This is a genomic window from Kribbella sp. NPDC049227 (assembly GCF_043197265.1).
GTDB lineage: Bacteria > Actinomycetota > Actinomycetes > Propionibacteriales > Kribbellaceae > Kribbella.
This window is the reverse complement of record NZ_JBICST010000005.1, coordinates 747,183-768,458: the sequence shown is the minus strand read 5'-3', so window position 1 is coordinate 768,458 and position 21,276 is coordinate 747,183. Positions and strand designations below refer to the sequence as shown.

Genomic DNA, 21,276 nt, shown 5'->3' with positions numbered 1-21,276 from the left:
AGAAAGATCCCATCTCTGTGGAACGGATGTGAGGGCCGCCATGCCACGGATCACCTCGGTGGAGGTTGTCGACGTCCGCTTCCCGACCTCGCTGACCCGCGACGGTTCGGACGCGATGAACAAGGACGGCGACTACTCAGCGGCGTACGTCGTGCTGCACACCGACGCTCCCGGACTGTCCGGGCACGGCTTCACGTTCACCATCGGACGCGGCAACGACCTCTGCGTCGAGGCGGCACGCCAACGCGCCCAGCCGCTGCTCGGTCGCGACGTCGACGAACTCTGCGGCGACCTCGGCGGCAGCTATCGCGAACTGCAGTCGGACACCCAGTTGCGCTGGCTCGGCCCGGACAAAGGCGTCGTTCATCTCGCGTTGGCCGCGGTGATGAACGCGGTCTGGGATCTCGCCGCCCGACGGGCCGGCGTACCGCTGTGGCGACTGCTGTCGGAGATGTCACCCGAGGAACTCGTCGAAGCCGCCGACCTGCGTTACCTGAGCGACGTCCTGACGGCCGATCAGGCCGTCGCGCTGCTGGCCCGGCAAGAAGGAGACCGAAAGCGACGCATCGAAGAGCTCGAGGCATCCGGCTATCCGTGCTACACGACCTCGGCCGGATGGCTCGGATACTCCGATGCCAAGCTGCGCAGGCTCTGCGAAGAGGCCGTTGCCTCCGGCTACAAACATGTCAAGCTCAAGGTCGGCGCCGACCTCGACGACGACATCCGGCGCTGCGGCATCGCCCGCGACGTGCTCGGCCCGGACGGTCACCTGATGATCGACGCGAACCAGGTCTGGGAGGTCCCGCAGGCGATCGAATGGATCAAGGCGCTGGCCGAGTTCGACCCGCTCTGGATCGAGGAGCCCACCAGTCCCGACGACATCCTCGGCCATGCCGCGATCCGCAAGGCGGTCGCCCCGATCGGCGTCGCCACCGGCGAGCACGGCATGAACCGGGTGCTGTTCAAGCAGATGTTCCAGGCCGGCGCCATCGACTACTGCCAGCTCGACGCGGCCCGCCTCGGCAGCGTCAACGAAGTACTCGCGGTCTACCTGCTCGCCGCCAGCTTCGACGTACCGGTCTGCCCACACGCGGGTGGCGTCGGTCTGTGCGAACTCGTGCAACACCTTGCGATCTTCGACTATGTCGCGGTCTCGGGCACCCTCGACCGTCGAGTCACCGAGTACGTCGACCACCTGCACGAACACTTCGTCGACCCCTGCGTGATCCGGGCCGGTGCGTACGTGCTTCCGGACGCGCCCGGTTACAGTGCCGAGATGCACACGGAGTCACTACAGACGTACCGGTTTCCGGACGGCGCCTACTGGTCGGCCCGCGCCGAACAGGAACCACTGCCATGACCCCCGGCAGGGTGGTCGAGGGAGCTCGCCCGGCCGGCAGCTCGCAGACCGACGTCGTGATCGAGGGCATCCGGCAGCTGATCATCGACGGCCGGCTCCGGCCGGGCGACCGGCTGCCGGTCGAGAAGGACCTCGCAGCGGCACTCGGCGTCTCCAGGAACCCGCTGCGGGAAGGGGTTCGCGCGCTGTCGATGATGGGGGTTCTCGAGACCCGGCAAGGTGACGGCACCTACGTCACCAAGCTGGATCCGTCGATGCTGCTGGCACCGATCGGCTTCGTCGTCGACCTGCAGGACCGCAGCGGAACACATCATCTGCACGCGGTCCGACGGGTCCTCGAGACCGAGGCGGCGGGCCTGGCAGCGCGACAGATCGCGCCGGCGGAGCTCGAGGCCGCCGCCGAACTGTTGCGCCACAACGAGAGCGAACTGAGGCTCGGCGAACCCAATCACGAGACCGTGATCGAGAACGACATCGCCTTCCACCGGATCATCGCGGACGCGGCCGACAACCCGGTGCTCGCCGCACTGATCAACGCGCTGGGCGGACGAACGATGCGCGACCGCCTGCGCCGATCGATCACCCAGCCGGGCGCCGACGAGACCGCCCACGGCGAGCACCTCTCGATCCTCGCCGCGCTGACGGCGCACGACCCCGACCGGGCCCGGATCCGGATGGCCACCCATCTGTTCACGGTCGAGGACTATCTGCTCGAGACCCGCCGCACCGACGACGAAACGAGACCTGTGGATGAATCTCCTGCGCTGGAGCGGCCCTGACCTGACGCTGACCTTCGCGCTCGACGACGGCCCGGTGCGACTGATCGGCGTCGGCGAAGCCTCCCGGCCTGACACCGGCGATCTGGTTCCCAGCCAGCCGTTGGTCGAGGTCTCGGCGATCGGGTACGGACTCTCGCCGAGCACCAACCGGCACGTCGACACCACCCTCGGGCAGCAGTTGCGCTACGTCCGCCACGAAGAAGGCGACGCGACGTTGCGCATCATCCAGGACGAGCCGAGCTCCGGTCTGCGGATCGTGAGCGTGTTCGAGGCGGGAGCCGGCGTACGCGCCTGGTCCGAGGCCTCGATGACCGGCCCAGGCACGCTCGAGCTGACCTTCCTCTCGTCCCTGGTTGTCGGCCTTAAATCCGTGGATGCCGAGCTGCTCACCGCCGCCAACAGCTGGATGGCGGAGAATCGTTGGTCAGCCCACGCCTTGCGCTCCGAGTCGCTGGCCGACATCGTCGGCGCCGCGCACCGCCACGTCGCCAGAAGCCGGTACTCGGTGACGAACAGCGGCTCATGGTCGACCGGAGAGCAGTTGCCCACAGGAGTTCTGATCGATCGGGGTACGCCGTACGCCATCGGGTGGCAGATCGAGCACAACGGACCGTGGCACTACGAGATCGGCGAGAGCCGCCACGGCGGCTACCTGCTGCTGAGCGGGCCGACCGACCAGGAGCACCAATGGAGTGTCGAGCTCACTGGGGACCAGCCCTTCACCACGGTCCCCGCCTCGCTCGTCGCCGGGGCCGATCGCGACAGTGTGTTCGCGGCCCTGACCCGGCAACGCCGGGCCATCCGGCACCGGCGTACGGCCGACGCCCGGATGCCTGTCGTCTTCAACGACTACATGAACACCCTGCTGGGCGATCCCACGACCGAGAAGCTCCTACCACTGATCGACGCCGCCGCGAGCGTCGGAGCCGACTACTTCTGTATCGACGCCGGTTGGTACGCCGAAGGCGACTGGTGGAACACCGTCGGCGCCTGGCAACCGTCGACCACCCGCTTCCCGAACGGGCTCGCCGAGGTGATCGACCGGATCCACGCGCACAGCATGACGCCCGGCCTCTGGCTCGAGCCCGAGGTGATCGGCGTCCGCTCACCGATCGCCCGCGAACTACCGGACGAGGCCTTCATCACCCGCCACGGCCGTCGGGTCGCCGAGTCCGGCCGCTACCTGCTGGACCTCCGGAGCAGGTTGGCACGCCGGCACCTCGACGACACGGTCGACCGGCTCATCACCGAGTTCGGCATCGGGTTCTTCAAGTTCGACAACAACACGATGACCGGTCCGGGCACGGACAAGGACGGTACGTCGCTCGGCCACGGACTGCTCGAACACCAACGAGCACTACTGCGCTGGCTGGACGATCTTCAGGCCCGCCATCCCGACCTGCTGATCGAGAACTGCGCGTCGGGCGCGATGCGGATGGACTACGCGATGTTGTCCAGGCTGCACCTGCAGTCGACCTCGGACCAGGAAGATCCGTTGCTCTACGCACCTATCACCGCGGCCGCGCCGGCCGCCGTGCTGCCGGAACAGGCCGGCCACTGGGCGTACCCGACCAGCGGCACCACCCGCGAAGCGTTCACCTTCGCGCTCGTCAACGGCATCCCCGGCCGCCTGTACCTGTCCGGCCACCTGAACCGCATGACGCCGACCGAACTCGACCTGATCCGGTCCGCCCTGACCGCACATCGCGCCATCCTCGAAGATCTCGACACGCTCGTGCCCGCGTGGCCGCTCGGACTCCCGACCTGGACCGATGACTGGATCGCCCTGTCCCTCAACGGCCCGGACGTCTCCTACCTGACGCTCTGGCACCGCACGCCGGGCCCATCCACAGTCACCCTCGCCCTCCCCCTGTCGAGGATCGATCCCCACTTCCCCACCGAGGACCCTGACTGGACCTACACCTGGAACGACGACACCCTCACCATCAGCACCAGCACCCCCGAACCCTCCGCACGAGTACTGCGCCTCACCCGCTCATGACGCGCGGGCTGCCCTGGCGCGGGACGGGAGTCTGTGGGTCAGATCGGGAGGGGGTCGTAGTTGGCTCCGAACGGGGCGTCCGGCCTTGCGAACTCCCCCAGCAGCGCGCGCCTCAGGGGCGTGGTGCGCTCGAGGAACTCGGGGTCGTTGCTGAAACGGTCGGCCATGCGGACCCACGGTGGGCTGTAGACGTAGTGCGTCGTGAAGCGGTCGTAGTCGCCATCGTGGCGGAAGGTTCGATGCCAGACGCCGTTGTGGAACACCAGGGCAGCCCCGGCCTCGGCGCACACGACATGGCCGATCGCGATGTCGTCGTTGGGCTCACGGATCGCATCGGGTAGCCCGACCCGCGAGCGGTGGCTGCCGGGAATCAGCTCCATGTTGCCCATGCCGGGCACAGTCTGATCGGTGAGCAGATACGACACGCGGAGCTGAAGCAAGGGAACCGGGTATCCCAGGTCCTTGAAGTCGAAGGCGGCCGATCCGTCCTGGTGCCAACGGCCGTTCCCCGCGTGTGCCGGCTGCATGGTGTTCCAGCCGGCCTGCAGCACGAACCGGTCGCCGAGCAGACCCTGCACTTTCGGGAGGACGTCAGGATGATCGATGAGCCGCTCGAGAACCGGCTCGCTCTCGTAGGTCCGGCCGATCTGCCCGAACTCGCGGTCGCGGCTCTCGTGCAGACGTCGCGAAACATCGTAGGCCTCGGCGGCCTCGTCCTTTGTCAAGACGTTGGGAATGATGAAGTAGCCCCACGACTCGAAGATGAAGCGGTCGGTCTCGGTCAGCTGACCTTTGTCGACGACGGGATCGAGCATCACGGTGTCCTCTTCTTCAGGTTGTTGGAACGTCCCGGATCTGGCACGAGTCAATTCTGGCGCCAGTTGTATACCGATAAACATCAAACTCACGTCAGGAGCCAGCGGTGGTCGAACAACTACGTCGCGCGCCTAGCTACCGCGTTGGTCTCGGATGGGGGCGGTGGCGTGTTGAGTGGTCGCCCAGTTCGCGAGGAAGTGCAGTGCTTCGCTGGCCGGGCTGTCGGGCTCGGCGGTGTAGGTGATGATCACCAGTTCGTCGCCTGCCAGCTCCATGGCTTCGCCGGTGAGCTCAAGGTCGCCGACGAGAGAGTTGTGGAGGCGTTTGGACGCGGTGCGGTGGTGCTTGACGTTGTGGCGGGCCCAGCGGGTGCGGAACTCGTCGCTTCTGGTCGCCAGTTCGCCGACCAGATCGGTGAGCGACTTGTCGTGCGGATTGCGGCCTGCCTCGGCGCGCAGGGCGGCGACCGAGTCGTCGGCGACGCTTTCCCAGTCGAGGAAGAACTCTGGGGCCCGGTGATCCAGGAAGAGGAACCTGGCGACGTTCAGTGGTAGCCGGTCGCGGTCAAGGATCCCGTCGTACAGGGCGAAGGCGAGGGCGTTGGCGGCGAGGATGTCAGTGCGGGCGTTGCGCACGTACGCCGGTGTGGTGAGCGAGTCCAGGATCCGCAGTACGCCGGGGCGCACCTTGGAAACGGCGGTACGGCGTGAGCCGCGGACTGGTCCGGTCGAGGCCCGGGCGAGGTCGAACAGGTGTGCTCTTTCGGCGTCGTCGAGGCGTAGTGCCCGGGCGAGGGCCTCGAGGACCTGTTCGGAGACGCCGGCGAGGTTGCCGCGTTCCAGGCGGGTGTAGTAGTCGGCGCTGACGCCGGCGAGCAGAGCGACCTCTTCGCGGCGAAGGCCTGCGACGCGGCGCTTGTCGCCGAAGGTGGGCAGCCCGGCCTGCTCCGGGGTCACTTTCGCGCGCCGGCTGGTGAGGAACTCCTTCACGTCGTCCTTGGTGCTCACGGCTCCACCGTACGGGCGGGCGTGTTCGTGCTGGGAGGGTCTCCTGGTACCTGTTACACCGGGGACTCCCAGCTGTGATACGGACGGGTGTTCGCTGGAGACATGGATCAGTCCGTCACGTTGAACAACGGTGTCACGATGCCCATCCTCGGCTTCGGGGTCTTCCAGATCCCCGAGGACGACACCCAGGCCGCCGTCGAAGCCGCTCTCGAGGCGGGCTACCGCCATCTCGACACCGCAGCGTCGTACGGCAACGAGGAAGCCGTCGGCGCCGCGATCGCCGCCAGCGGCCTGCCCCGCGACGACCTGTTCGTCACCACCAAGCTGTGGATCCAGCATGCGCCAACCGGCAGCGTCGAGGACGACACCCTGCGCGCCTTCGACACCTCGCTGCGCCGGCTCGGCCTCGACCACCTCGATCTGTACCTGATCCACCAGCCGCTCGGCGACTACTACAGCGAATGGCGAGCCATGCAGCGGCTGTACGCCGAGGGCCGCGCACGGGCGATCGGGGTCTCCAACTTCCACCTCGACCGGCTCGTCGACCTCATCGAGCACAACGAGATCACCCCCGCGGTCAACCAGATCGAGACCCACCCCTTCCACCAGCGCGTCGCCGACCAGGAAGTCATGGCCGAGCGCGGCGTCCAGATCGAGTCCTGGGGGCCCTTCGCCGAAGGCCGCAACAACCTGTTCGCCGACCCCGTCCTCACCGCGATCGGCGAGGCCCACGGCAAATCCGTGGCCCAGGTCGTACTCCGCTGGCTCGTCCAGCGCGAGGTGGTCGTCATCCCCAAGTCCGTCCGCCCCGACCGGATGGCTCACAACCTCGACATCTTCGACTTCGCCCTCACCGACGACGAGCTGAAGCGGATCGCCACCCTTGACACCGGCGACAGCCTGTTCTTCGACCACCGCGATCCCGCCATGGTCAGTGCCCTCGGCGGCCGCAGGATCGACTGAGGCCCCATGCACCCACAGCGACGCAGTGGCTCCCGCGGCCTGCCACGCCGGCAACTGCTCCGCTTAGCCCTGGCCAGCACGGCCGGAGCAGCACTCGGCGGCTGCAGCCAAGGACCAGCAGTGGAGAGCCCCAGCACGGACGAAGGAGGATCACCCACGGTGCAACCGTCGACCAGCAGCACCCCAGCCAGAGTGCTGGTCGCCTACTTCTCCCGTCCTGGCGAGAACCACAACAACGGTGGCCGTATCTGGCTGAAGGTCGGCAACACCGAAGTCGTCGCGACCATGATCGCCGACCTCGTCCCGTGCGACGTCCACCGGATCGAGGCGGCCGAGGCGTACTCCGACAACTACGACGACACCGTCGCCCGCAACGTCCGCGAGCAGAACGCCGACGCCCGGCCCGCGGTCGCCAAGCCGCTCCCCACCATTGACCAGTACGACGTGGTGCTGCTGGGCAGTCCGATCTGGAACGTCCGTGCTCCGATGATCATGTCGACCTTCACCGAGAAGCTCGACTTCACCGGCAAGACGGTTCACCCCTTCACCACCTATGCCATGAGCGGTCTCGGTACGACCGAACGCGACTACGCCCGAACCTGCGCCGGCGCGACCATCGCCGAAGGTCTGGCTGTCCGCGGCGAACAAGCCCAGCAGGCTCGACCCCAAGTCTCCGAATGGCTGCAGCGCATCGGGCTGCGCTGACACCAACCGAGCAGGACCCAGAAAGGAACACCATGACCACCTGGCTCATCACCGGCTGCTCCACCGGCCTCGGCCGCGCCTTCGCCGAGGCCGTTCTCGATCGCGGGCACAACGCCGTCGTCACCGCTCGCGACGTCGCCAAGGTCCAGGACCTGGCCGAGAAGTACCCCGACACCGCCCTGGCTTTGCCGCTCGACGTCACCGACGAAGACCAAGTCACCGCGTCGGTTCGAGCCGCCGAGGACCGCTTCGGCGGTGTCGACGTACTCGTCAACAATGCCGGCTACGGCTACCGCGCCGCTGTCGAGGAAGGCGAGGACGACGCCGTCCAGCGACTCTTCGACACCCACGTGTTCGGCACCGTCCGCACCATCAAGGCCGTCCTGCCGGGCATGCGCGCCCGCCGTAGCGGCACGATCGTGAACCTCTCCTCCATCGGCGCTCGCATCTGTCCCGAAGGCTCCGGCTACTACTCCGCCGTCAAAGCCGCAATCGAGGCACTCACCTTGTCGCTGCGCAAAGAGGTCGCGCCGCTCGGCATCACCGCCATGGTCGTCGAGCCCGGCGGCTTCCGCACCGACTTCGCCGGCCGCTCACTGACCCAGGCCGCCGTACCGATCGCCGACTACGCCGACACCGCGGGCAAACGCCGCAAGGAACATGACACCGGACACGGCAAGCAGCCGGGCGACCCGGCCAAGGCCGCCACCGCGCTGATCCAGGCCGTCGAGTCCGACACCCCGCCGTACATGCTGCTGCTCGGCAACGACACCTCCGACGGCTTCCGCGCCGCCCTCGACGCCCTCCGCACCGAGGTCGACGCCTGGGAGGACCTCAGCCGCAGCACCGACTTCGACGCCTGACGAAAGAGGACTCCATGCCCGAGCCCACTCCAGCGCAAAAGGCCGTTGGCGACTTCGCGCCCAAACTCGTCGAACTCACCGACGACGTCCTGTTCGGCGATATCTGGAAGCGACCCGAACTACCCCCGCGGGACCGCAGCCTGATCACCGTGGCCAGCCTGCTCACCTCCAGCAGCTTCGAACAGCTCTCCAACCACCTACGCCTCGCCCGCCAGAACGGCCTCACCGAAACCGAACTCAAAGAGGCGATCATCCACCTCGCGTTCTACGCCGGCTGGCCCAAAGCCATGTCCGCCATCCAAGTCGCCAAGACTGTCTTCGCCGAGGACCGCAGCTCGAACCGGTGACGAGGGGCGACGGTTCCGGTCAGCTTCGATGTCATGGCTGCCGCTCTCTCTTCGGCGGTGCAGGGATGGTTTGCAGGTGTCAGGCGTCGTCATGGGCGAGGCTGGTGGACAGCTCAAGGTGCGCTTCGGCCTGGGCGACAAGGTCACTGGCCTTCTGCCGGAAGACGGCCACGGCGTCGGCACCGGCGGCGAAGCGCGCCGGAGGCTGTTCGAGGCCGGCAAGTTCGACCATGGCGGCGGCGAGCTTGGCGGGGTCGCCGCCCTGGGTGCCGTTCATGCCTTGCCAGGCCTGGACGGTCCGCGTCGTGCGCTCGGCGTAGTCCGCGATCGAGGGTTCGGCGTACTGCGTGGACTGTGGGGTCAGGAGCTCGGTGCGGAAGAAGCCGGGCTCGACCAGCATGGTTTTGATGCCGAACGGCGCGATTTCGGGAGCCAGGGCCTCCATGAACCCCTCAACGCCGAACTCGACGCCGCGTACGCCGTCGTGAACTCCATTGGCGAGGTGATCCCGGCGGTGGAGGAGATCGTGACAACGCGGCCGGAGCGCTGTGCACGCAGCTGCGGCAAGGCTGCGCGGGTGACGCTGACCGGACCGAACAAGGTGGTCTCGATCTGGGAGCGGAACGCCTCGGGCTCCATCTCCTCGAAGAACCCGGCCTGGAAGTTCCCGGCGTTGTTGACCAGCACGTCGAGCCGGCCGAACCCCTCGACTGTGGCGGCGACGGCGGCCTGAGCGGCGCCCGGGTCGGTGACGTCGAGGTCGATGGTGAGCAGATCGTCGTGCTCACCGAGCGCCTTGGTGACCGATTCGGCGTTGCGGGCGGTCGCGGCCACTGCATGTCCGGCGGCCAGGGCCACTTTGGCGATATCGACACCGAGGCCGCGACCGGCGCCGGTGATGAACCAAACCTTCTGCTCGCTCATGGTGCTGCTGCTCCTTCGCTTGGTGCTGGGTGGGATCGGGTTTCTGCTGTCGGTCCACTGCGTCGTGACCGGCCGCATCTACTACGCAATCAGGTGCATCGCGAAGGTGGGAGACCCTGCGAGAGGGGTACCGGCAGGGACCCGCAAATCACCCGAACTGCTCGTAGAGTCGAGATATGACCCAGGGCAACGACCATCGCGACGTACGAGGAGACGTCCGCGCCCAGATCCGCGAGTTCCTGACAAGCCGCCGGGCGCGAATCACTCCTGAGCAGGCCGGGCTGCCGGTGTACGCCGGCGACCGCCGCCGCGTGCCGGGGTTGCGCCGCTCCGAGGTCGCGAGCCTGGCCGGGATCTCCCCGGAGTACATGACGAAGCTCGAACGCGGCAATGCCACCGGCGTCTCGGGCAGCGTGATCGACGGCCTCGTCTACGCCCTGCAACTGGACGACGCGGAGCGGGCGCACCTGGAAGACCTGCTCCGCACCGCCAGCAGCACCCGCCCGCCACGGCGTCGACCAACCCGTCAGCGCGTCCGGCCCACCGTCCAGCGCATCCTTGATTCGATGACCGGCGCACCTGCCTTGGTGCTCAACGGCCGCCTCGACGTACTGGCGACCAACATTCTCGGGGCAGCGCTGTACTCGCCGATCTACGCGAATCCCGTTCGGCCGCCCAATACCGCCAGGTTCGTCTTCCTCGACCCGCACGCGACCGAGTTCTTCCGCGACTACAACAAGGCCGCCAATGACACCGTCGCCCTGCTGCGCGCCGAAGCCGGTCGCGACCCTTACGACCGCGACCTGTCCGATCTGATCGGGCAGCTGTCCACCCGCAGCGAAGACTTCCGACAGCGCTGGGCCGCGCACAACGTCCGAATCCACACCAGCGGAGCCAAGCTCCTCCACCATCCGGTCGTCGGGGATCTCGACCTGGCGTTCGAGTCCCTCCCTCTGCCGGCGGACCCCAGCCAGAGCCTGCTCACCTACACCGCCGAACCCGGGTCGCCGAGCCAGGACGCCCTGAGCCTGCTGGCCAGCTGGGCCGCGACCACGGACGACCTCGGACTACCCCACCTCGCCCAAGAGGCGGATCGCAGCTCGACACCCCCTGCTGGCGACTGACGACTGGTCCCGCGGTGACTGGGACCTTCGACTCTGGGATCGCCTTCCCTGCGGGGAGATCGTGGAGGTGGACGACGGAATCGTCGGCAGAACGAGGTGATGACGATGTTGATCCGGGACCTGATGACCGCACCCGCGGTCAGCGTGACAGCGCAGACGCCGATCGCCCTGGCGCTCCGGCTTCTCGACGATCGGAAGATCACCGCCATGCCCGTCGTCGATGCGAGCGGCGTACTCGTGGGGATCGTCAGCGAAGCCGACATCGTGCAGGACACTGCCCCAACGGATGACCGCGTCCCGAACGCCGCCGTCCGGACGACCACCGACACGCCACCGCGCCGGGTCGCCGACGTGATGAGCCATCTGGTGGTCACCGTCGACCCGGACGACGAACTGGACGTAGCGATCGACCTGATGTGGTCGACGATGGTGAAGAGTCTGCCGGTCGTCGATCACGGCCGCGTCATCGGCATGATCAGCCGCAGCGACGTCATCCACCTACTGGCCGGCCGTGACGACCGGATCCGGGCCGAGGTGCACGACATCGTCGGGGCCGAGAACCCGGACTGGAAGATCGAAGCCCACGACGGCATCGTCACGGTCACCGGCCCGGCCGACCCGCGCGAGCGCAACCTCGCCGGCGTCCTGGCCGGCAGCATCCGCGGCGTCATCGCCGTTCACATCATCCGCTGACACGACGTCCGGCGACCGCGGAGGGCGGAGTGGTTAGGGTTCAGGCATGGGGAGCAGCGTCTACGTCGCGTCGGTGGAGGGGTCGACCGGGAAGTCCACGGTGGCTCTCGGAGTACTTCAGCAGCTGTCGCGGCGGGTCGAACGCGTGGCTGTGTTCCGCCCCATCGTCCGCCCGGACACGGCGATGCATGGTGGCCGTGACTACGTCCTGGATCTGCTGACGGCCCACGACGCAGTCCAGTTGGCGTACGACGACTGCCTCGGCGTGACGTACGAGGAGGTGCACGCGGACCCCGACGCCGCGCTGGACGAGATCGTGCAGCGCTACCACGAGGTCGCAGCTCGGGCCGACGCCGTACTCGTCGTCGGTAGCGACTACACCGACGTGGGTAGTCCGACGGAGTTCTCCTACAACGCCAGGATCGCCGCCAACCTGGGTACGCCGGTCCTGCTGGTCCTCAACGGGTTCCAGCACAGCCCGCATGACCTTCGAGCCATCGCCGACATGGCGGTCGGCGAGCTCAGGGAGAACCACGGTTCGCTCGCGGCAGTGCTTGCCAATCGCGTCGACCCGCGACAGCTCGACGACGTGGTCGCGGCATTGGGCGGCGTGGGTGGATCGGCCTTCGCTCTGCCGGAGGAGCCGCTGCTGAGCCAACCCACGGTCGCCGACCTGCTGCCCGCGGTCAACGGTCGCCTGCTGAGCGGTGACCCCGACCTGCTGACGCGAGAGGTCACCGGCCTCGTCGTCGCCGGCATGACGATGCCGAACGTGCTCGACAGACTGTTCGACGGAGCCGCGGTGGTGACCGCCGCGGACCGGCCCGAGGTGGTTCTCGGCGTCGTGGTCGCGCACGCCTCGCTCAACTTCCCGCAGATCTCCGCCGTCGTCCTCAACGGTGGTTTCACGCTGCCGGCCCAGGTGCAGCGGCTCCTCGACGGCGTTGGCGTGACCCTGCCGATCGTCGAGACCACGCTCGACACGCAGGCCACATCGGCCGCCCTGACAGCTGTCCGCGGCCGGCTCACGAAGAACTCGCCGCGCAAGGTGGACGCGGCCTTGGCGTTGTTCGAGCAGCACGTGGACAGCGACGCCCTCCTCGACCAGCTCGAGGTCGCCCGCAGCAGCGCGGTCACGCCGCTGATGTTCGAGCACCAGCTGATCGACGAAGCAGTTGCCCAACGCAAACACATCGTCCTGCCCGAAGGCGAGGAGGAACGCATTCTGCGGGCCGCGGACGTTCTGCTCCGCCGGGGCGTGGCCGACCTGACGCTGCTCGGGAACCCGGTCGTGATCAGCGCGAAGGCGGCCGCACTCGGCGCCGAGCTCTCCGCCGCCCGGTTCGTCGACCCGGAGCGGGATCAGCTCGGTGAGCGACTCGCGGCGGAACTGCACCGGCTCCGGCAGCATCGTGGGGTCGACCTGGACCGCGCCCGCGAACTGGTCCGGGACGTGTCGTACTTCGGGACGATGATGGTCCAGCTCGGTCTGGCCGACGGCATGGTGTCCGGCGCGGTGCACACCACGGCTCACACCATCCGGCCGGCACTCGAGATCGTCAAGACGGTGCCGGGGGTGTCGGTCGTCTCGTCGGTGTTCTTCATGTGCCTGCAGAACCAGGTCCTGGTGTACGGCGACTGCGCCGTCAACCCCGATCCGACCGCCGAGCAGCTCGCCGACATCGCGATCTCGTCGGCCGCGACAGCAACGGCCTTCGGCATCGACCCGCGGCTCGCGATGCTGTCGTACTCGACCGGCACGTCCGGCGCGGGCACCGATGTCGAAAAGGTGTCCAAGGCAACCGCCATCATCCGCGCGCGGGCACCGGAACTACCGGTCGAGGGACCGATTCAGTACGACGCGGCGATCGACAGCGCCGTGGCGAGGACGAAGCTCCCCGGTTCGCCGGTGGCCGGCCGGGCCACCGTGTTCGTGTTCCCCGATCTCAACACCGGCAACAACACGTACAAGGCTGTCCAGCGATCGGCGAACGCCGTCGCGGTCGGGCCGGTCCTGCAGGGCCTGCGCAAACCTGTCAACGATCTCTCCCGGGGTGCGACGGTGCGAGACATCGTCAACACGGTCGCCATCACCGCCGTTCAGGCTCAGCAGGGTGCCCGATGAGCGACCACGTTCTCGTGATCAACTCCGGATCCTCATCGCTCAAGTACAGCCTGGTCGACGCCGGCACCGGTGAAGCAGCCGCTTCCGGCCTGGTTGAGCGCATCGGCGAAAAGCAGAGCCGCCACCTCCATCGCGGCCCGGACGGTGAGAGCGAGACGACGCGGTCGATTCCCGGCCACGAGGACGCGCTGCGCACGGCGATCGATGCGTTCGAGTCACACGGGCCGTCACTCGACGGCCTCGACCTGGCGGCGGTGGGCCACCGAGTCGTCCACGGCGGGTCCGGGTTCTCCGCGTCGGCATTGATCGACGACGCCTTGATCGCCGAGGTGACCGAACTGGTGCCGCTCGCCCCGCTGCACAATCCGGCGAACCTGGAGGGGATCCGAGTCGCCCGCCGGCTCTTCCCCGACCTGCCACAGGTCGCCGTGTTCGACACGGCGTTCCACCAAAGCCTTCCTCCGCAGGCCTACACCTACGCGGTGCCGTTGGCCTGGCTGGAGGACCACGGGATCCGCCGCTATGGCTTCCATGGCACCTCACACGCGTTCGTCTCCCACGAGACCGCTCGACTGCTCGAACGCGATCCGGCCGAGACGAACACCATCGTGCTGCACCTCGGCAACGGCTGCTCGGCCGCTGCCGTCCGGGGCGGCCGGTCGGTCGAGACGTCCATGGGCCTGACCCCGCTGGAAGGGCTCGTGATGGGGACTCGATCCGGCGACCTGGATCCCGCGATCCCGGCGTACCTGATGCGAGAGGTGGGCATGTCCGCGGAGGACATCGACCTGGCTCTCAACTCGGCATCAGGTCTCAAAGGCCTGGCCGGCGAGAACGACTTCCGTGAACTGGAGCGACTGCGTGAGTCGGGTGACGAACACGCGGGTCTGGCCTTCGACGTCTACTGCCACCGGATCCGCAAGTACGTCGGCGCCTACTACGCCGTCCTGGAGACAGTCGACGCCGTCGTGTTCACCGCCGGTGTCGGTGAACACTCGGCCGCCGTCCGAGCCGCCTCACTGAACGGCCTGGAACGCCTCGGGATCCGCGTCGACAACGACCGCAACAACGAGCCGGCCACCGGAGCCCGCCGGATCTCCACCGATGACAGCGAGGTCGTGGTCTTCGTCGTTCCCACCAACGAGGAGTGGCAGATCGCCCGAGAGGCGCTCGGCGTCGTTCGCTCCTGATGGTTGGGCATGCAGTGCAGGACCTTCGGCCCTACTTCGGTCGTCCTTCCCGAGCGATTGTTGGCGCACGGACAGGCAAGGAAGGTGTCCGGTGTTTGGAGGCCCCAAGTGACCACGCAGCGAGCATTCGATCACTCTCACCTGGAGATTGTCAGCAACGCGGACTGTCTGCAGATGCTCCGATCCGTCCCTCTCGGACGGCTCGTCTACACCTACGGCGGCCTCCCTGCGGTCCGGCTGGTCAACTTCGTGCTGGACGACGACACCATCGTGTTCAGCACCGGACCGGGTGACAAACTCCGGGCCGCCGAACGTGGCGATGTGGTCGCCTTCGAGGCCGACGATGTGGACCTCGAGCGGCACACCGGCTGGACCATCACAGCCGTCGGCCACCTGTCCGTCGCCACCGCGGACGAGACCGCGGCGCTCCGTGCTGCCCTGCCGCTGCATTCCTGGCTGCCGCTGGACGATCCGCAGGTGGTCCGGATGGGCATCGAGTCTCTCCACGGCCGGCGTCTTCTCCCGTGGGGGCAGCGTCCGCGAGCAGGGGGCTAGGCCGCGCGCGTTCCCGGCAGCGAGCCGCGCGGCACCGTTGCGGCATTCAGGGCGCCGACCGGCGACTGACCGACCGCCGAACGGCCTCCCGAGTCGGGACTGTTGCCTGCAGCGCCACCCTCCTCCCCGGCGCAACGCTGAAGTATCAGCAACGCGAGGAGCAGTCATGACCACCAACCTGCAACAGGAGATCGAGCGCTGGGAGGCCGACCTCGAGCGCATCGCGGAGGACAGCGCGTCGGACAACTGGTTCCTGGAGGAGCGGCGCTTCGCCGAAGCGCAGTACACGATCACGGCCTTCCGCGGCCACATCCTGCCCCTCGTCGCGCACCAGCGGCCACACGACGCGATCGTCTCGCACGAGATCGAGCACCTCGTCGACCGCCTCGAAGGCCTCCGCAACGACCTCTACCGCACCGTCCACCCGCCCACCTCTCACCAGGAGATAGCGGAGACACTGGCCGCGCTGCGCGCCCTGTCCCGAGTCGCTCTCCGGGTCGAGCGATCCCTCGAAGACGTGCGATGACCAGCCCCACCTTCCTCGGCGCCGCCGGGACAGTGGCCGGCACCAGGTTCCCGAGCCAGCTCGCGCGGATCCGGCTCTGATCACGCGCCGTCTGCACGCATGCGGCGCGCGTACCAATCGGGCTCGGGTGTGGTCGGCGTCAGTCGCATCCTGACATCGACCGCGAAGGCGCCGGACGGGCCGGCGATCAGCGGGTTGATGTCGAGTTCGGCCAGTTCGGGGACCATCTCGGCGAGCCAGGCGATGCGATGAATGACGTCGAGGACAGCCTCCTGGTCGGCGGCTTGTGCGCCGCGGTAGCCGGCCAGGAGTGGTGCGCAGCGCAGGGAGTGGAGCATGTCCGACGCGTCTAGGTCTGTGAGCGGCAGACCTCGCCATTGGCGGTCTGCCAAGAGATCGGTGAGGATGCCGCCACTGCCGGCCATGAGCAGCGGGCCGAACAGCCGGTCCCGAACGACACCGATCACCAGTTCGGTTCCACTAGGCGCCATCGCCTGGACCACAACACGCGGATCCCCCGTCGCCGCGGTGATCTCGGCGTACGCGGTGCCTAGTTGCGCCGAGTTGACCAGTCCCACCCGGACGCCGCCGATGTCGGTCTTGTGCAGTACGCCGGGCGCGTCGGTCTTGAGCGCGACCGGATAGCCCGCCACCTCAGCCGCCGCGATCGCCTCCGAGCGACTCGAAGCGGATAGAACCGGGATCGCCGGAACTCCGGCGCACTGCAGAAGCTGACCGGTGTGCAGCGGCTCCAGCCAGCCACCCTCCGGGTCCCGCTCGAGGAACCGCCGCACCACGGTCCGCGCCGCGGCGGCATCGACCCGAGGCAGCTCCGGCACGACGCCCTGCGGCCGGGACCGCCACTCGGCGTACCGCACGGTGTGGGCCAGCGCGCGGACGGCGCTCTCCGGGAACGGGAACACCGGCAGGCGGCGACCGTCCGCCAGCGCGATCTCCGGCGCGGCCTGGATCGAACCGACACAGTTCACGACGATGGGTACGTCGGCTTGAGACGCCGAAGCGGCGATGGCCTTGTAGGTGTCGTCGACCCGGCCGGCGCGCGTGGCCGCGTAGCAGACCAGAACTGTGTCGACCTCGCCGCTGTCGATGATGATCTTCAAGGCTTTCGCCAGGCTCGTCGGTGACGCGGCCGCGCCGAGGTCGACGGGATTCCCGCTCCCCACCGCGCCGATCGCAGCCAGCTCACGCTGAACGGTCTCACTCAGCTCGGGCAGCTCGAGGTCCAGCCGACCGGCCGCATCCGCCGCGAGCACGCCGGCACCACCGGCGTTTCCGACAACGGCCAGCCGACGGCCGCGAGGCAACGGTCGGACCGCGAGCACCCGGGCCGTCTCCACCAGCTCCTCGACGGTGTCCATGCGCAACACGCCGGACTGCGAGAACAGCGCGTCCACTGCGGTCTCCGGCGTCGCCGCCGCGGCGGTGTGCGAAACACCGGCCCGGCGCCCGCCCGCCGATCGACCGCCCTTGACAACCAGAATCGGCTTCGTCCGCCCGACCAGCCGGGCCAGCCCACCGAACTTGCGCGGGTTCCCGAACGACTCCAGATACAAGCCGATCACCGCGGTCCGGGAATCACCCCACCAGTGCAGCAACAGATCGTTGCCACTGACATCGACTTTGTTGCCGAGTGAGACGAACTCGGAGATGCCCAGGCCGGTCCGGGCGGCCTGGTCGAGGACGGCGATGCCGACCGCACCGGACTGCGCCGCGATCGCCAACACTCCAGGCATCGGTGACACCTCGGCGAAGGTCGCGTTCAGGCTGATCGCGGGGTCGGTGTTCACCAGCCCGAGGCAGTTCGGACCGATCAGCCGGATGCTGTGCCGGCGGGCAGTCTCCAGGATCTCCCGCTGCAGCTCGCGCCCGGCAGACCCGAGCTCGGAAAAGCCGGAGGTCAGCACCACCGCTCCCCCGACCCCCTTGGCGCCACACTCCGTCAGCACGTCTCGCACCTGCCCGGCCGGTAGCGCGATCACCGCGAGATCAACCACACCGGGCACATCCACGACCGACGGGTACGACGGAACATCGGCGATCCGGTCCGCGTGCGGATTCACGGCGTACACCGACCCGGTGAAGTTGCCCTTGACAACGTTCAACAGGACCTCGTGGCCGATCCCGCCCGGGGTCCGGCCGGCTCCGATCACCGCCACCGCGCGAGGCGAGAACAGCCGATGCAGCGAACGGTCTTCGGCCGCACGCTCGCGGTCGGCCATCCGCTCCAGCGTGGACGGGCGGTACGCCGTGTCGAGGACCAGCTCGACGACCCCGCTGTCGAGCTTGCGGACCTGTTCGAAGCCGGAGCCGGCGAACACGCGCAGCATCGGGGCGTTCTCGGCCAGTGTGTCGGCGCGCAGCCGCTGGATCCCGTTCTCCCGGGCCGTCGCGGCGAGCTGCTCCAGAAGCAGCGTCCCGATCCCGCGGCCGTGGACCGAATCCTCGAGCAGGAATGCCATCTCGGCCTCGCCCGCGCTCAGCGGCTCGTAGCTCGCCACACCGACCAGTTGATCGCCGTACTCGGCCACCAATGCGACATGACCATCGTGCGTCGTCGTCAGGTGCCGGGTGTGGTCCTCGGCCAGCGACCGGCTGATCCCGAAGAAGCGAAGATAGATCGAGCGATCCGAGACCCGCTCGTTCATCGCCTCCAGCGCCGGCTCGTCGTCGTCGCGGAGCGGACGGATCCGCACCACCGACCCGTCCGACGCCAGCACATCCCAGCCCGCGCCCGGCCGTACGGCCGCCTGCTCGATCGACGTCATGACGTCTCCTTCCGACGCCCCACCAGCTCACCGCGGCGCCGCGTGCCGGGCCAGTGCCGATCGGTCCCGCGACGGCGGGACCTTTGACTCTGGGTGACCGCAGGCCGCTACCGGGAAGCTCGGAACCATGGATGAGCTCACCGGTAAGCCCCTGTCCGCCGACGAGGTCGCCGACCTCGACGCCTACTGGCGGGCGGCCAACTATCTGTCCGCAGGCCAGATCTACCTACTCGGCAACCCCCTGCTCACCGAGCCACTGCGCCCAGAGCACATCAAGCCGCGCCTGCTCGGTCACTGGGGCACGACGCCTGGGCTCAACATGCTCTACACGCACCTCAACCGGGTCATCCGGCGGCGCGACCTGAGCATGATGTACGTCATCGGTCCGGGACATGGCGGACCGGCCATCGCGGCGAACACCTGGCTCGAAGGCAGCTACAGCCACACCTACCCGGATGTGTCCCGGGACGCGGACGGGATGGCGAAGCTGTTCCGGCAGTTCTCGTTCCCCGGCGGCATCCCGAGTCACGTCGCGCCCGAGCTGCCCGGCTCGATCCACGAGGGCGGCGAGCTGGGTTACTCCCTGAGCCACGCGTACGGCGCCGTACTCGACAACCCTGATCTCGTGGTCGCCTGCGTGGTCGGCGACGGCGAAGCCGAGACCGGCCCGCTGGCGACTTCGTGGCACTCGAACAAGTTCCTCGATCCCCGCACCGACGGCGCTGTCCTGCCGATCCTGCACCTCAACGGCTACAAGATCGCCAACCCCACCATCCTGGCGCGGATCGGCGACGACGAGCTGACCCGTCTCTTCGAGGGCTACGGCTACCGGCCGTACCTTGTCGATGGCAACGAACCCGAACACGTTCACCAGGCGCTCGCACTCACCCTCGACCAGGTCCTCGACGAGATCGCCGACATCCAGGCCGAGGCTCGCACTGGCCATGAGGTACCTCGTCGGCCCTGGCCGATGATCGTCCTGCGCACACCCAAAGGCTGGACCGGACCCCATGAGGTCGACGGCGTACTGGTCGAGGGGACGTGGCGGTCGCACCAGGTGCCGCTCTCGCAGGTCCGAACGTCGCCGGACCACCTGCGACTCCTGGAGGAATGGCTGCGCAGCTACCGGCCGGAGGAACTGTTCGACGCCGAGGGCCGGCCGGTGGAGCGGCTCCTCGCACAGGTCCCGCCGGACAACCGCCGAATGGGCTCCAGTCCGCACAGCAACGGAGGCCTGCTCAGCCAGGATCTCGAACTGCCGGAGCTCGACGGGTACGCCGTACCGGTGGCCGGTCCCGGTGAAACAGAGCACGAGCCCACCCGGATCCTCGGCTACTACCTGCGCGATGTGATGCGTGACAATCTGGCGCATCGAAACTTCCGCGTCTTCGGTCCGGACGAGACGGCCTCCAACCGGCTCGACGCGCTCTACGAGGTCACCGGCAAGGCCTGGAACGCCGAGGTCCTGCCCACCGACGAGCATCTGACGGTGGATGGCCGGGTGATGGAGATGCTCAGCGAGCACACCTGCCAAGGCTGGCTGGAAGGCTACCTGCTGACCGGCCGCCACGGCTGGTTCTCCTGCTACGAAGCCTTCGTGCACATCGTCGACTCGATGGTCAACCAGCACGCGAAATGGCTCAAGGTCACCCGCTCGCTGCCGTGGCGACGACCGATCCCCTCACTGAACTACCTGCTCACCTCGCACGTCTGGCGGCAGGACCACAACGGCTTCTCCCACCAGGACCCTGGATTCATCGATCACGTGGTGAACAAGAAGGCCGAGGTGATCAGGGTCTATCTGCCGCCGGACACCAACACCCTGCTGTCGACCGCCGAGCACTGTCTGCGCAGCCACGACTACATCAACGTGATCGTCGCCGGGAAGCAGCCCCAGGCGGACTGGCTCGGTCCGGAGGCTGCCGCCTTGCACTGCGCTCGCGGCCTGGGCATCTGGGACTTCGCCAGCAATGACGAGGGCTCCCCCGATGTGGTGATGGCGTGTGCGGGCGACGTACCGACGCTCGAGACGCTCGCCGCGGTGAGCCTGCTGCGCGAGCACCTGCCGTCGTTGAAGGTCCGGGTCGTCAACGTGGTCGACCTGATGCGTCTGCAACCGGCCAGCGAGCATCCCCACGGCCTGGCCGATGCCGACTTCGACGCGCTGTTCACGACGGACAAGCCGGTCATCTTCGCCTACCACGGGTACCCGTGGCTGATCCATCGGCTCACCTACCGGCGGACGAACCACCCCAACCTCCACGTCCGCGGGTACAAGGAGGAAGGCACGACCACGACGCCGTTCGACATGGTCGTACGCAACGACCTGGACCGCTTCCACCTCGCCCTCGACGTCATCGACCGCGTCCCCGGCCTCGGTCAGCGCGCCGCCGACGTCCGCCAGTGGCTCATCGACCAGCGCGCCCGCCACCACGCCTACATCCTGACCCACGGAGAGGACCTGCCCGAAATCACGAACTGGCAGTGGCCAGCAACGATGTGACCGAGCTG

The 21,276-nt window shown here is 68.0% G+C and carries 19 protein-coding genes; 14 read left to right on the top strand and 5 right to left on the bottom strand.

Annotation, left to right across the window (positions count from 1 at the left end; genetic code table 11):
* The first annotated feature begins 58 nt into the window (after positions 1–58).
* Genes ACGFH6_RS25945 through ACGFH6_RS25935 form a run of 3 tightly spaced genes read left to right on the top strand, consistent with a single transcriptional unit; the run spans position 59 to position 4,141 of the window.
* On the top strand, positions 59–1,360 hold the full coding sequence (locus ACGFH6_RS25945) for an L-fuconate dehydratase (RefSeq protein ID WP_393388689.1): 1,302 nt from the start codon (positions 59–61) through the stop codon (positions 1,358–1,360).
* Positions 1,357–2,139, top strand: a complete 783-nt coding sequence (locus tag ACGFH6_RS25940) for a FadR/GntR family transcriptional regulator (protein WP_393388686.1) — start codon at positions 1,357–1,359, stop codon at positions 2,137–2,139. Before ACGFH6_RS25945 ends, ACGFH6_RS25940 begins: the two co-directional genes overlap by 4 nt.
* The gene (locus tag ACGFH6_RS25935) at positions 2,111–4,141 is read left to right on the top strand and encodes a glycoside hydrolase family 36 protein (protein ID WP_393388684.1); all 2,031 of its coding nucleotides are present in this window, start codon (positions 2,111–2,113) and stop codon (positions 4,139–4,141) included. The genes ACGFH6_RS25940 and ACGFH6_RS25935 overlap by 29 nt, the downstream gene beginning before the upstream one ends.
* A gap of 38 nt (positions 4,142–4,179) precedes the next feature.
* Here the strand turns inward: ACGFH6_RS25935 and ACGFH6_RS25930 are convergent, their stop codons facing one another.
* Positions 4,180–5,040 carry a phytanoyl-CoA dioxygenase family protein gene (locus ACGFH6_RS25930; RefSeq protein WP_393388760.1) on the bottom strand — a complete coding sequence of 287 codons (861 nt, stop codon included), beginning with the start codon at positions 5,038–5,040 and terminating at the stop codon, positions 4,180–4,182.
* 48 nt (positions 5,041–5,088) lie between these two features.
* Positions 5,089–5,964, bottom strand: a complete 876-nt coding sequence (locus ACGFH6_RS25925; protein ID WP_393388682.1) for a helix-turn-helix transcriptional regulator — start codon at positions 5,962–5,964, stop codon at positions 5,089–5,091.
* 102 nt (positions 5,965–6,066) lie between these two features.
* On the opposite strand from ACGFH6_RS25925, the gene ACGFH6_RS25920 reads away from it, so the two are divergent.
* The 4 genes from ACGFH6_RS25920 (at position 6,067) to ACGFH6_RS25905 (ending at position 8,842) form a co-directional block, all read left to right on the top strand.
* The gene (locus ACGFH6_RS25920) at positions 6,067–6,927 is read left to right on the top strand and encodes an aldo/keto reductase (RefSeq protein ID WP_393388679.1); all 861 of its coding nucleotides are present in this window, start codon (positions 6,067–6,069) and stop codon (positions 6,925–6,927) included.
* Between the two features lie 159 nt (positions 6,928–7,086).
* Positions 7,087–7,632 carry a flavodoxin gene (locus ACGFH6_RS25915; protein WP_393388676.1) on the top strand — a complete coding sequence of 182 codons (546 nt, stop codon included), beginning with the start codon at positions 7,087–7,089 and terminating at the stop codon, positions 7,630–7,632.
* A gap of 32 nt (positions 7,633–7,664) precedes the next feature.
* Positions 7,665–8,495, top strand: coding sequence for an oxidoreductase (locus ACGFH6_RS25910; protein WP_393388673.1), 831 nt, complete (start codon positions 7,665–7,667; stop codon positions 8,493–8,495).
* 14 nt (positions 8,496–8,509) lie between these two features.
* Complete coding sequence (locus ACGFH6_RS25905) at positions 8,510–8,842, top strand: carboxymuconolactone decarboxylase family protein (protein ID WP_393388670.1); 333 nt, start codon at positions 8,510–8,512, stop codon at positions 8,840–8,842.
* Between the two features lie 79 nt (positions 8,843–8,921).
* On the opposite strand, the gene ACGFH6_RS25900 is transcribed toward ACGFH6_RS25905, so the two are convergent.
* Both ACGFH6_RS25900 and ACGFH6_RS25895 read right to left on the bottom strand, forming a co-directional pair.
* On the bottom strand, positions 8,922–9,242 hold the full coding sequence (locus ACGFH6_RS25900; protein WP_393388668.1) for a hypothetical protein: 321 nt from the start codon (positions 9,240–9,242) through the stop codon (positions 8,922–8,924).
* Positions 9,203–9,766 (bottom strand): SDR family NAD(P)-dependent oxidoreductase, encoded by a 564-nt coding sequence (locus ACGFH6_RS25895; protein WP_393388665.1) that lies wholly within the window; start codon positions 9,764–9,766, stop codon positions 9,203–9,205. Before ACGFH6_RS25895 ends, ACGFH6_RS25900 begins: the two co-directional genes overlap by 40 nt.
* Positions 9,767–9,942: 176 nt before the next feature.
* Between ACGFH6_RS25895 and ACGFH6_RS25890 the strand changes: the two genes are divergently transcribed.
* The 6 genes from ACGFH6_RS25890 (at position 9,943) to ACGFH6_RS25865 (ending at position 15,979) form a co-directional block, all read left to right on the top strand.
* The gene (locus ACGFH6_RS25890; protein ID WP_393388662.1) at positions 9,943–10,890 is read left to right on the top strand and encodes a helix-turn-helix transcriptional regulator; all 948 of its coding nucleotides are present in this window, start codon (positions 9,943–9,945) and stop codon (positions 10,888–10,890) included.
* Between the two features lie 99 nt (positions 10,891–10,989).
* Positions 10,990–11,583, top strand: a complete 594-nt coding sequence (locus ACGFH6_RS25885; protein ID WP_393388658.1) for a CBS domain-containing protein — start codon at positions 10,990–10,992, stop codon at positions 11,581–11,583.
* Positions 11,584–11,629: 46 nt separating this feature from the next.
* Entirely contained in the window at positions 11,630–13,708 is a 2,079-nt protein-coding gene (pta, locus tag ACGFH6_RS25880; RefSeq protein ID WP_393388655.1) for a phosphate acetyltransferase, read from the top strand.
* Positions 13,705–14,898, top strand: a complete 1,194-nt coding sequence (locus ACGFH6_RS25875; RefSeq protein WP_393388653.1) for an acetate/propionate family kinase — start codon at positions 13,705–13,707, stop codon at positions 14,896–14,898. Before pta ends, ACGFH6_RS25875 begins: the two co-directional genes overlap by 4 nt.
* A 9-nt stretch (positions 14,899–14,907) precedes the next feature.
* A complete protein-coding gene (locus ACGFH6_RS25870) occupies positions 14,908–15,453 on the top strand; it encodes a pyridoxamine 5'-phosphate oxidase family protein (RefSeq protein ID WP_393388650.1) in 546 nt (181 codons plus the stop codon).
* Positions 15,454–15,619: 166 nt separating this feature from the next.
* Positions 15,620–15,979: a hypothetical protein gene (locus ACGFH6_RS25865; RefSeq protein WP_393388647.1), complete on the top strand. Its 360-nt coding sequence runs from the start codon at positions 15,620–15,622 to the stop codon at positions 15,977–15,979.
* A gap of 80 nt (positions 15,980–16,059) precedes the next feature.
* Here ACGFH6_RS25865 and ACGFH6_RS25860 read toward each other — a convergent pair whose 3' ends face one another.
* Positions 16,060–18,765, bottom strand: a complete 2,706-nt coding sequence (locus tag ACGFH6_RS25860) for a GNAT family N-acetyltransferase (protein ID WP_393388645.1) — start codon at positions 18,763–18,765, stop codon at positions 16,060–16,062.
* A 127-nt stretch (positions 18,766–18,892) separates the two neighbouring features.
* Here ACGFH6_RS25860 and ACGFH6_RS25855 point away from each other — a divergent pair, with 127 nt between their 5' ends.
* Positions 18,893–21,268: a phosphoketolase gene (locus tag ACGFH6_RS25855; protein WP_393388642.1), complete on the top strand. Its 2,376-nt coding sequence runs from the start codon at positions 18,893–18,895 to the stop codon at positions 21,266–21,268.
* Positions 21,269–21,276: the final 8 nt, after the last annotated feature.

What these genes read in the sequence shown, in the direction of transcription:
- ACGFH6_RS25930 (WP_393388760.1), bottom strand. Translation starts at nt 5,040, where the DNA reads ATGTTTATCGGTATACAACTGGCGCCAGAATTGACTCGTGCCAGATCC.
- ACGFH6_RS25865 (WP_393388647.1), top strand. Translation starts at nt 15,620, where the DNA reads ATGACCACCAACCTGCAACAGGAGATCGAGCGCTGGGAGGCCGACCTC.
- ACGFH6_RS25875 (WP_393388653.1), top strand. Translation starts at nt 13,705, where the DNA reads ATGAGCGACCACGTTCTCGTGATCAACTCCGGATCCTCATCGCTCAAG.
- ACGFH6_RS25870 (WP_393388650.1), top strand. Translation starts at nt 14,908, where the DNA reads ATGCAGTGCAGGACCTTCGGCCCTACTTCGGTCGTCCTTCCCGAGCGA.
- ACGFH6_RS25940 (WP_393388686.1), top strand. Translation starts at nt 1,357, where the DNA reads ATGACCCCCGGCAGGGTGGTCGAGGGAGCTCGCCCGGCCGGCAGCTCG.
- ACGFH6_RS25860 (WP_393388645.1), bottom strand. Translation starts at nt 18,765, where the DNA reads ATGACGTCGATCGAGCAGGCGGCCGTACGGCCGGGCGCGGGCTGGGAT.
- ACGFH6_RS25920 (WP_393388679.1), top strand. Translation starts at nt 6,067, where the DNA reads ATGGATCAGTCCGTCACGTTGAACAACGGTGTCACGATGCCCATCCTC.
- ACGFH6_RS25935 (WP_393388684.1), top strand. Translation starts at nt 2,111, where the DNA reads ATGAATCTCCTGCGCTGGAGCGGCCCTGACCTGACGCTGACCTTCGCG.
- ACGFH6_RS25855 (WP_393388642.1), top strand. Translation starts at nt 18,893, where the DNA reads ATGGATGAGCTCACCGGTAAGCCCCTGTCCGCCGACGAGGTCGCCGAC.
- ACGFH6_RS25890 (WP_393388662.1), top strand. Translation starts at nt 9,943, where the DNA reads ATGACCCAGGGCAACGACCATCGCGACGTACGAGGAGACGTCCGCGCC.
- ACGFH6_RS25895 (WP_393388665.1), bottom strand. Translation starts at nt 9,766, where the DNA reads ATGAGCGAGCAGAAGGTTTGGTTCATCACCGGCGCCGGTCGCGGCCTC.
- ACGFH6_RS25885 (WP_393388658.1), top strand. Translation starts at nt 10,990, where the DNA reads ATGACGATGTTGATCCGGGACCTGATGACCGCACCCGCGGTCAGCGTG.
- pta (WP_393388655.1), top strand. Translation starts at nt 11,630, where the DNA reads ATGGGGAGCAGCGTCTACGTCGCGTCGGTGGAGGGGTCGACCGGGAAG.
- ACGFH6_RS25910 (WP_393388673.1), top strand. Translation starts at nt 7,665, where the DNA reads ATGACCACCTGGCTCATCACCGGCTGCTCCACCGGCCTCGGCCGCGCC.
- ACGFH6_RS25905 (WP_393388670.1), top strand. Translation starts at nt 8,510, where the DNA reads ATGCCCGAGCCCACTCCAGCGCAAAAGGCCGTTGGCGACTTCGCGCCC.
- ACGFH6_RS25900 (WP_393388668.1), bottom strand. Translation starts at nt 9,242, where the DNA reads ATGCTGGTCGAGCCCGGCTTCTTCCGCACCGAGCTCCTGACCCCACAG.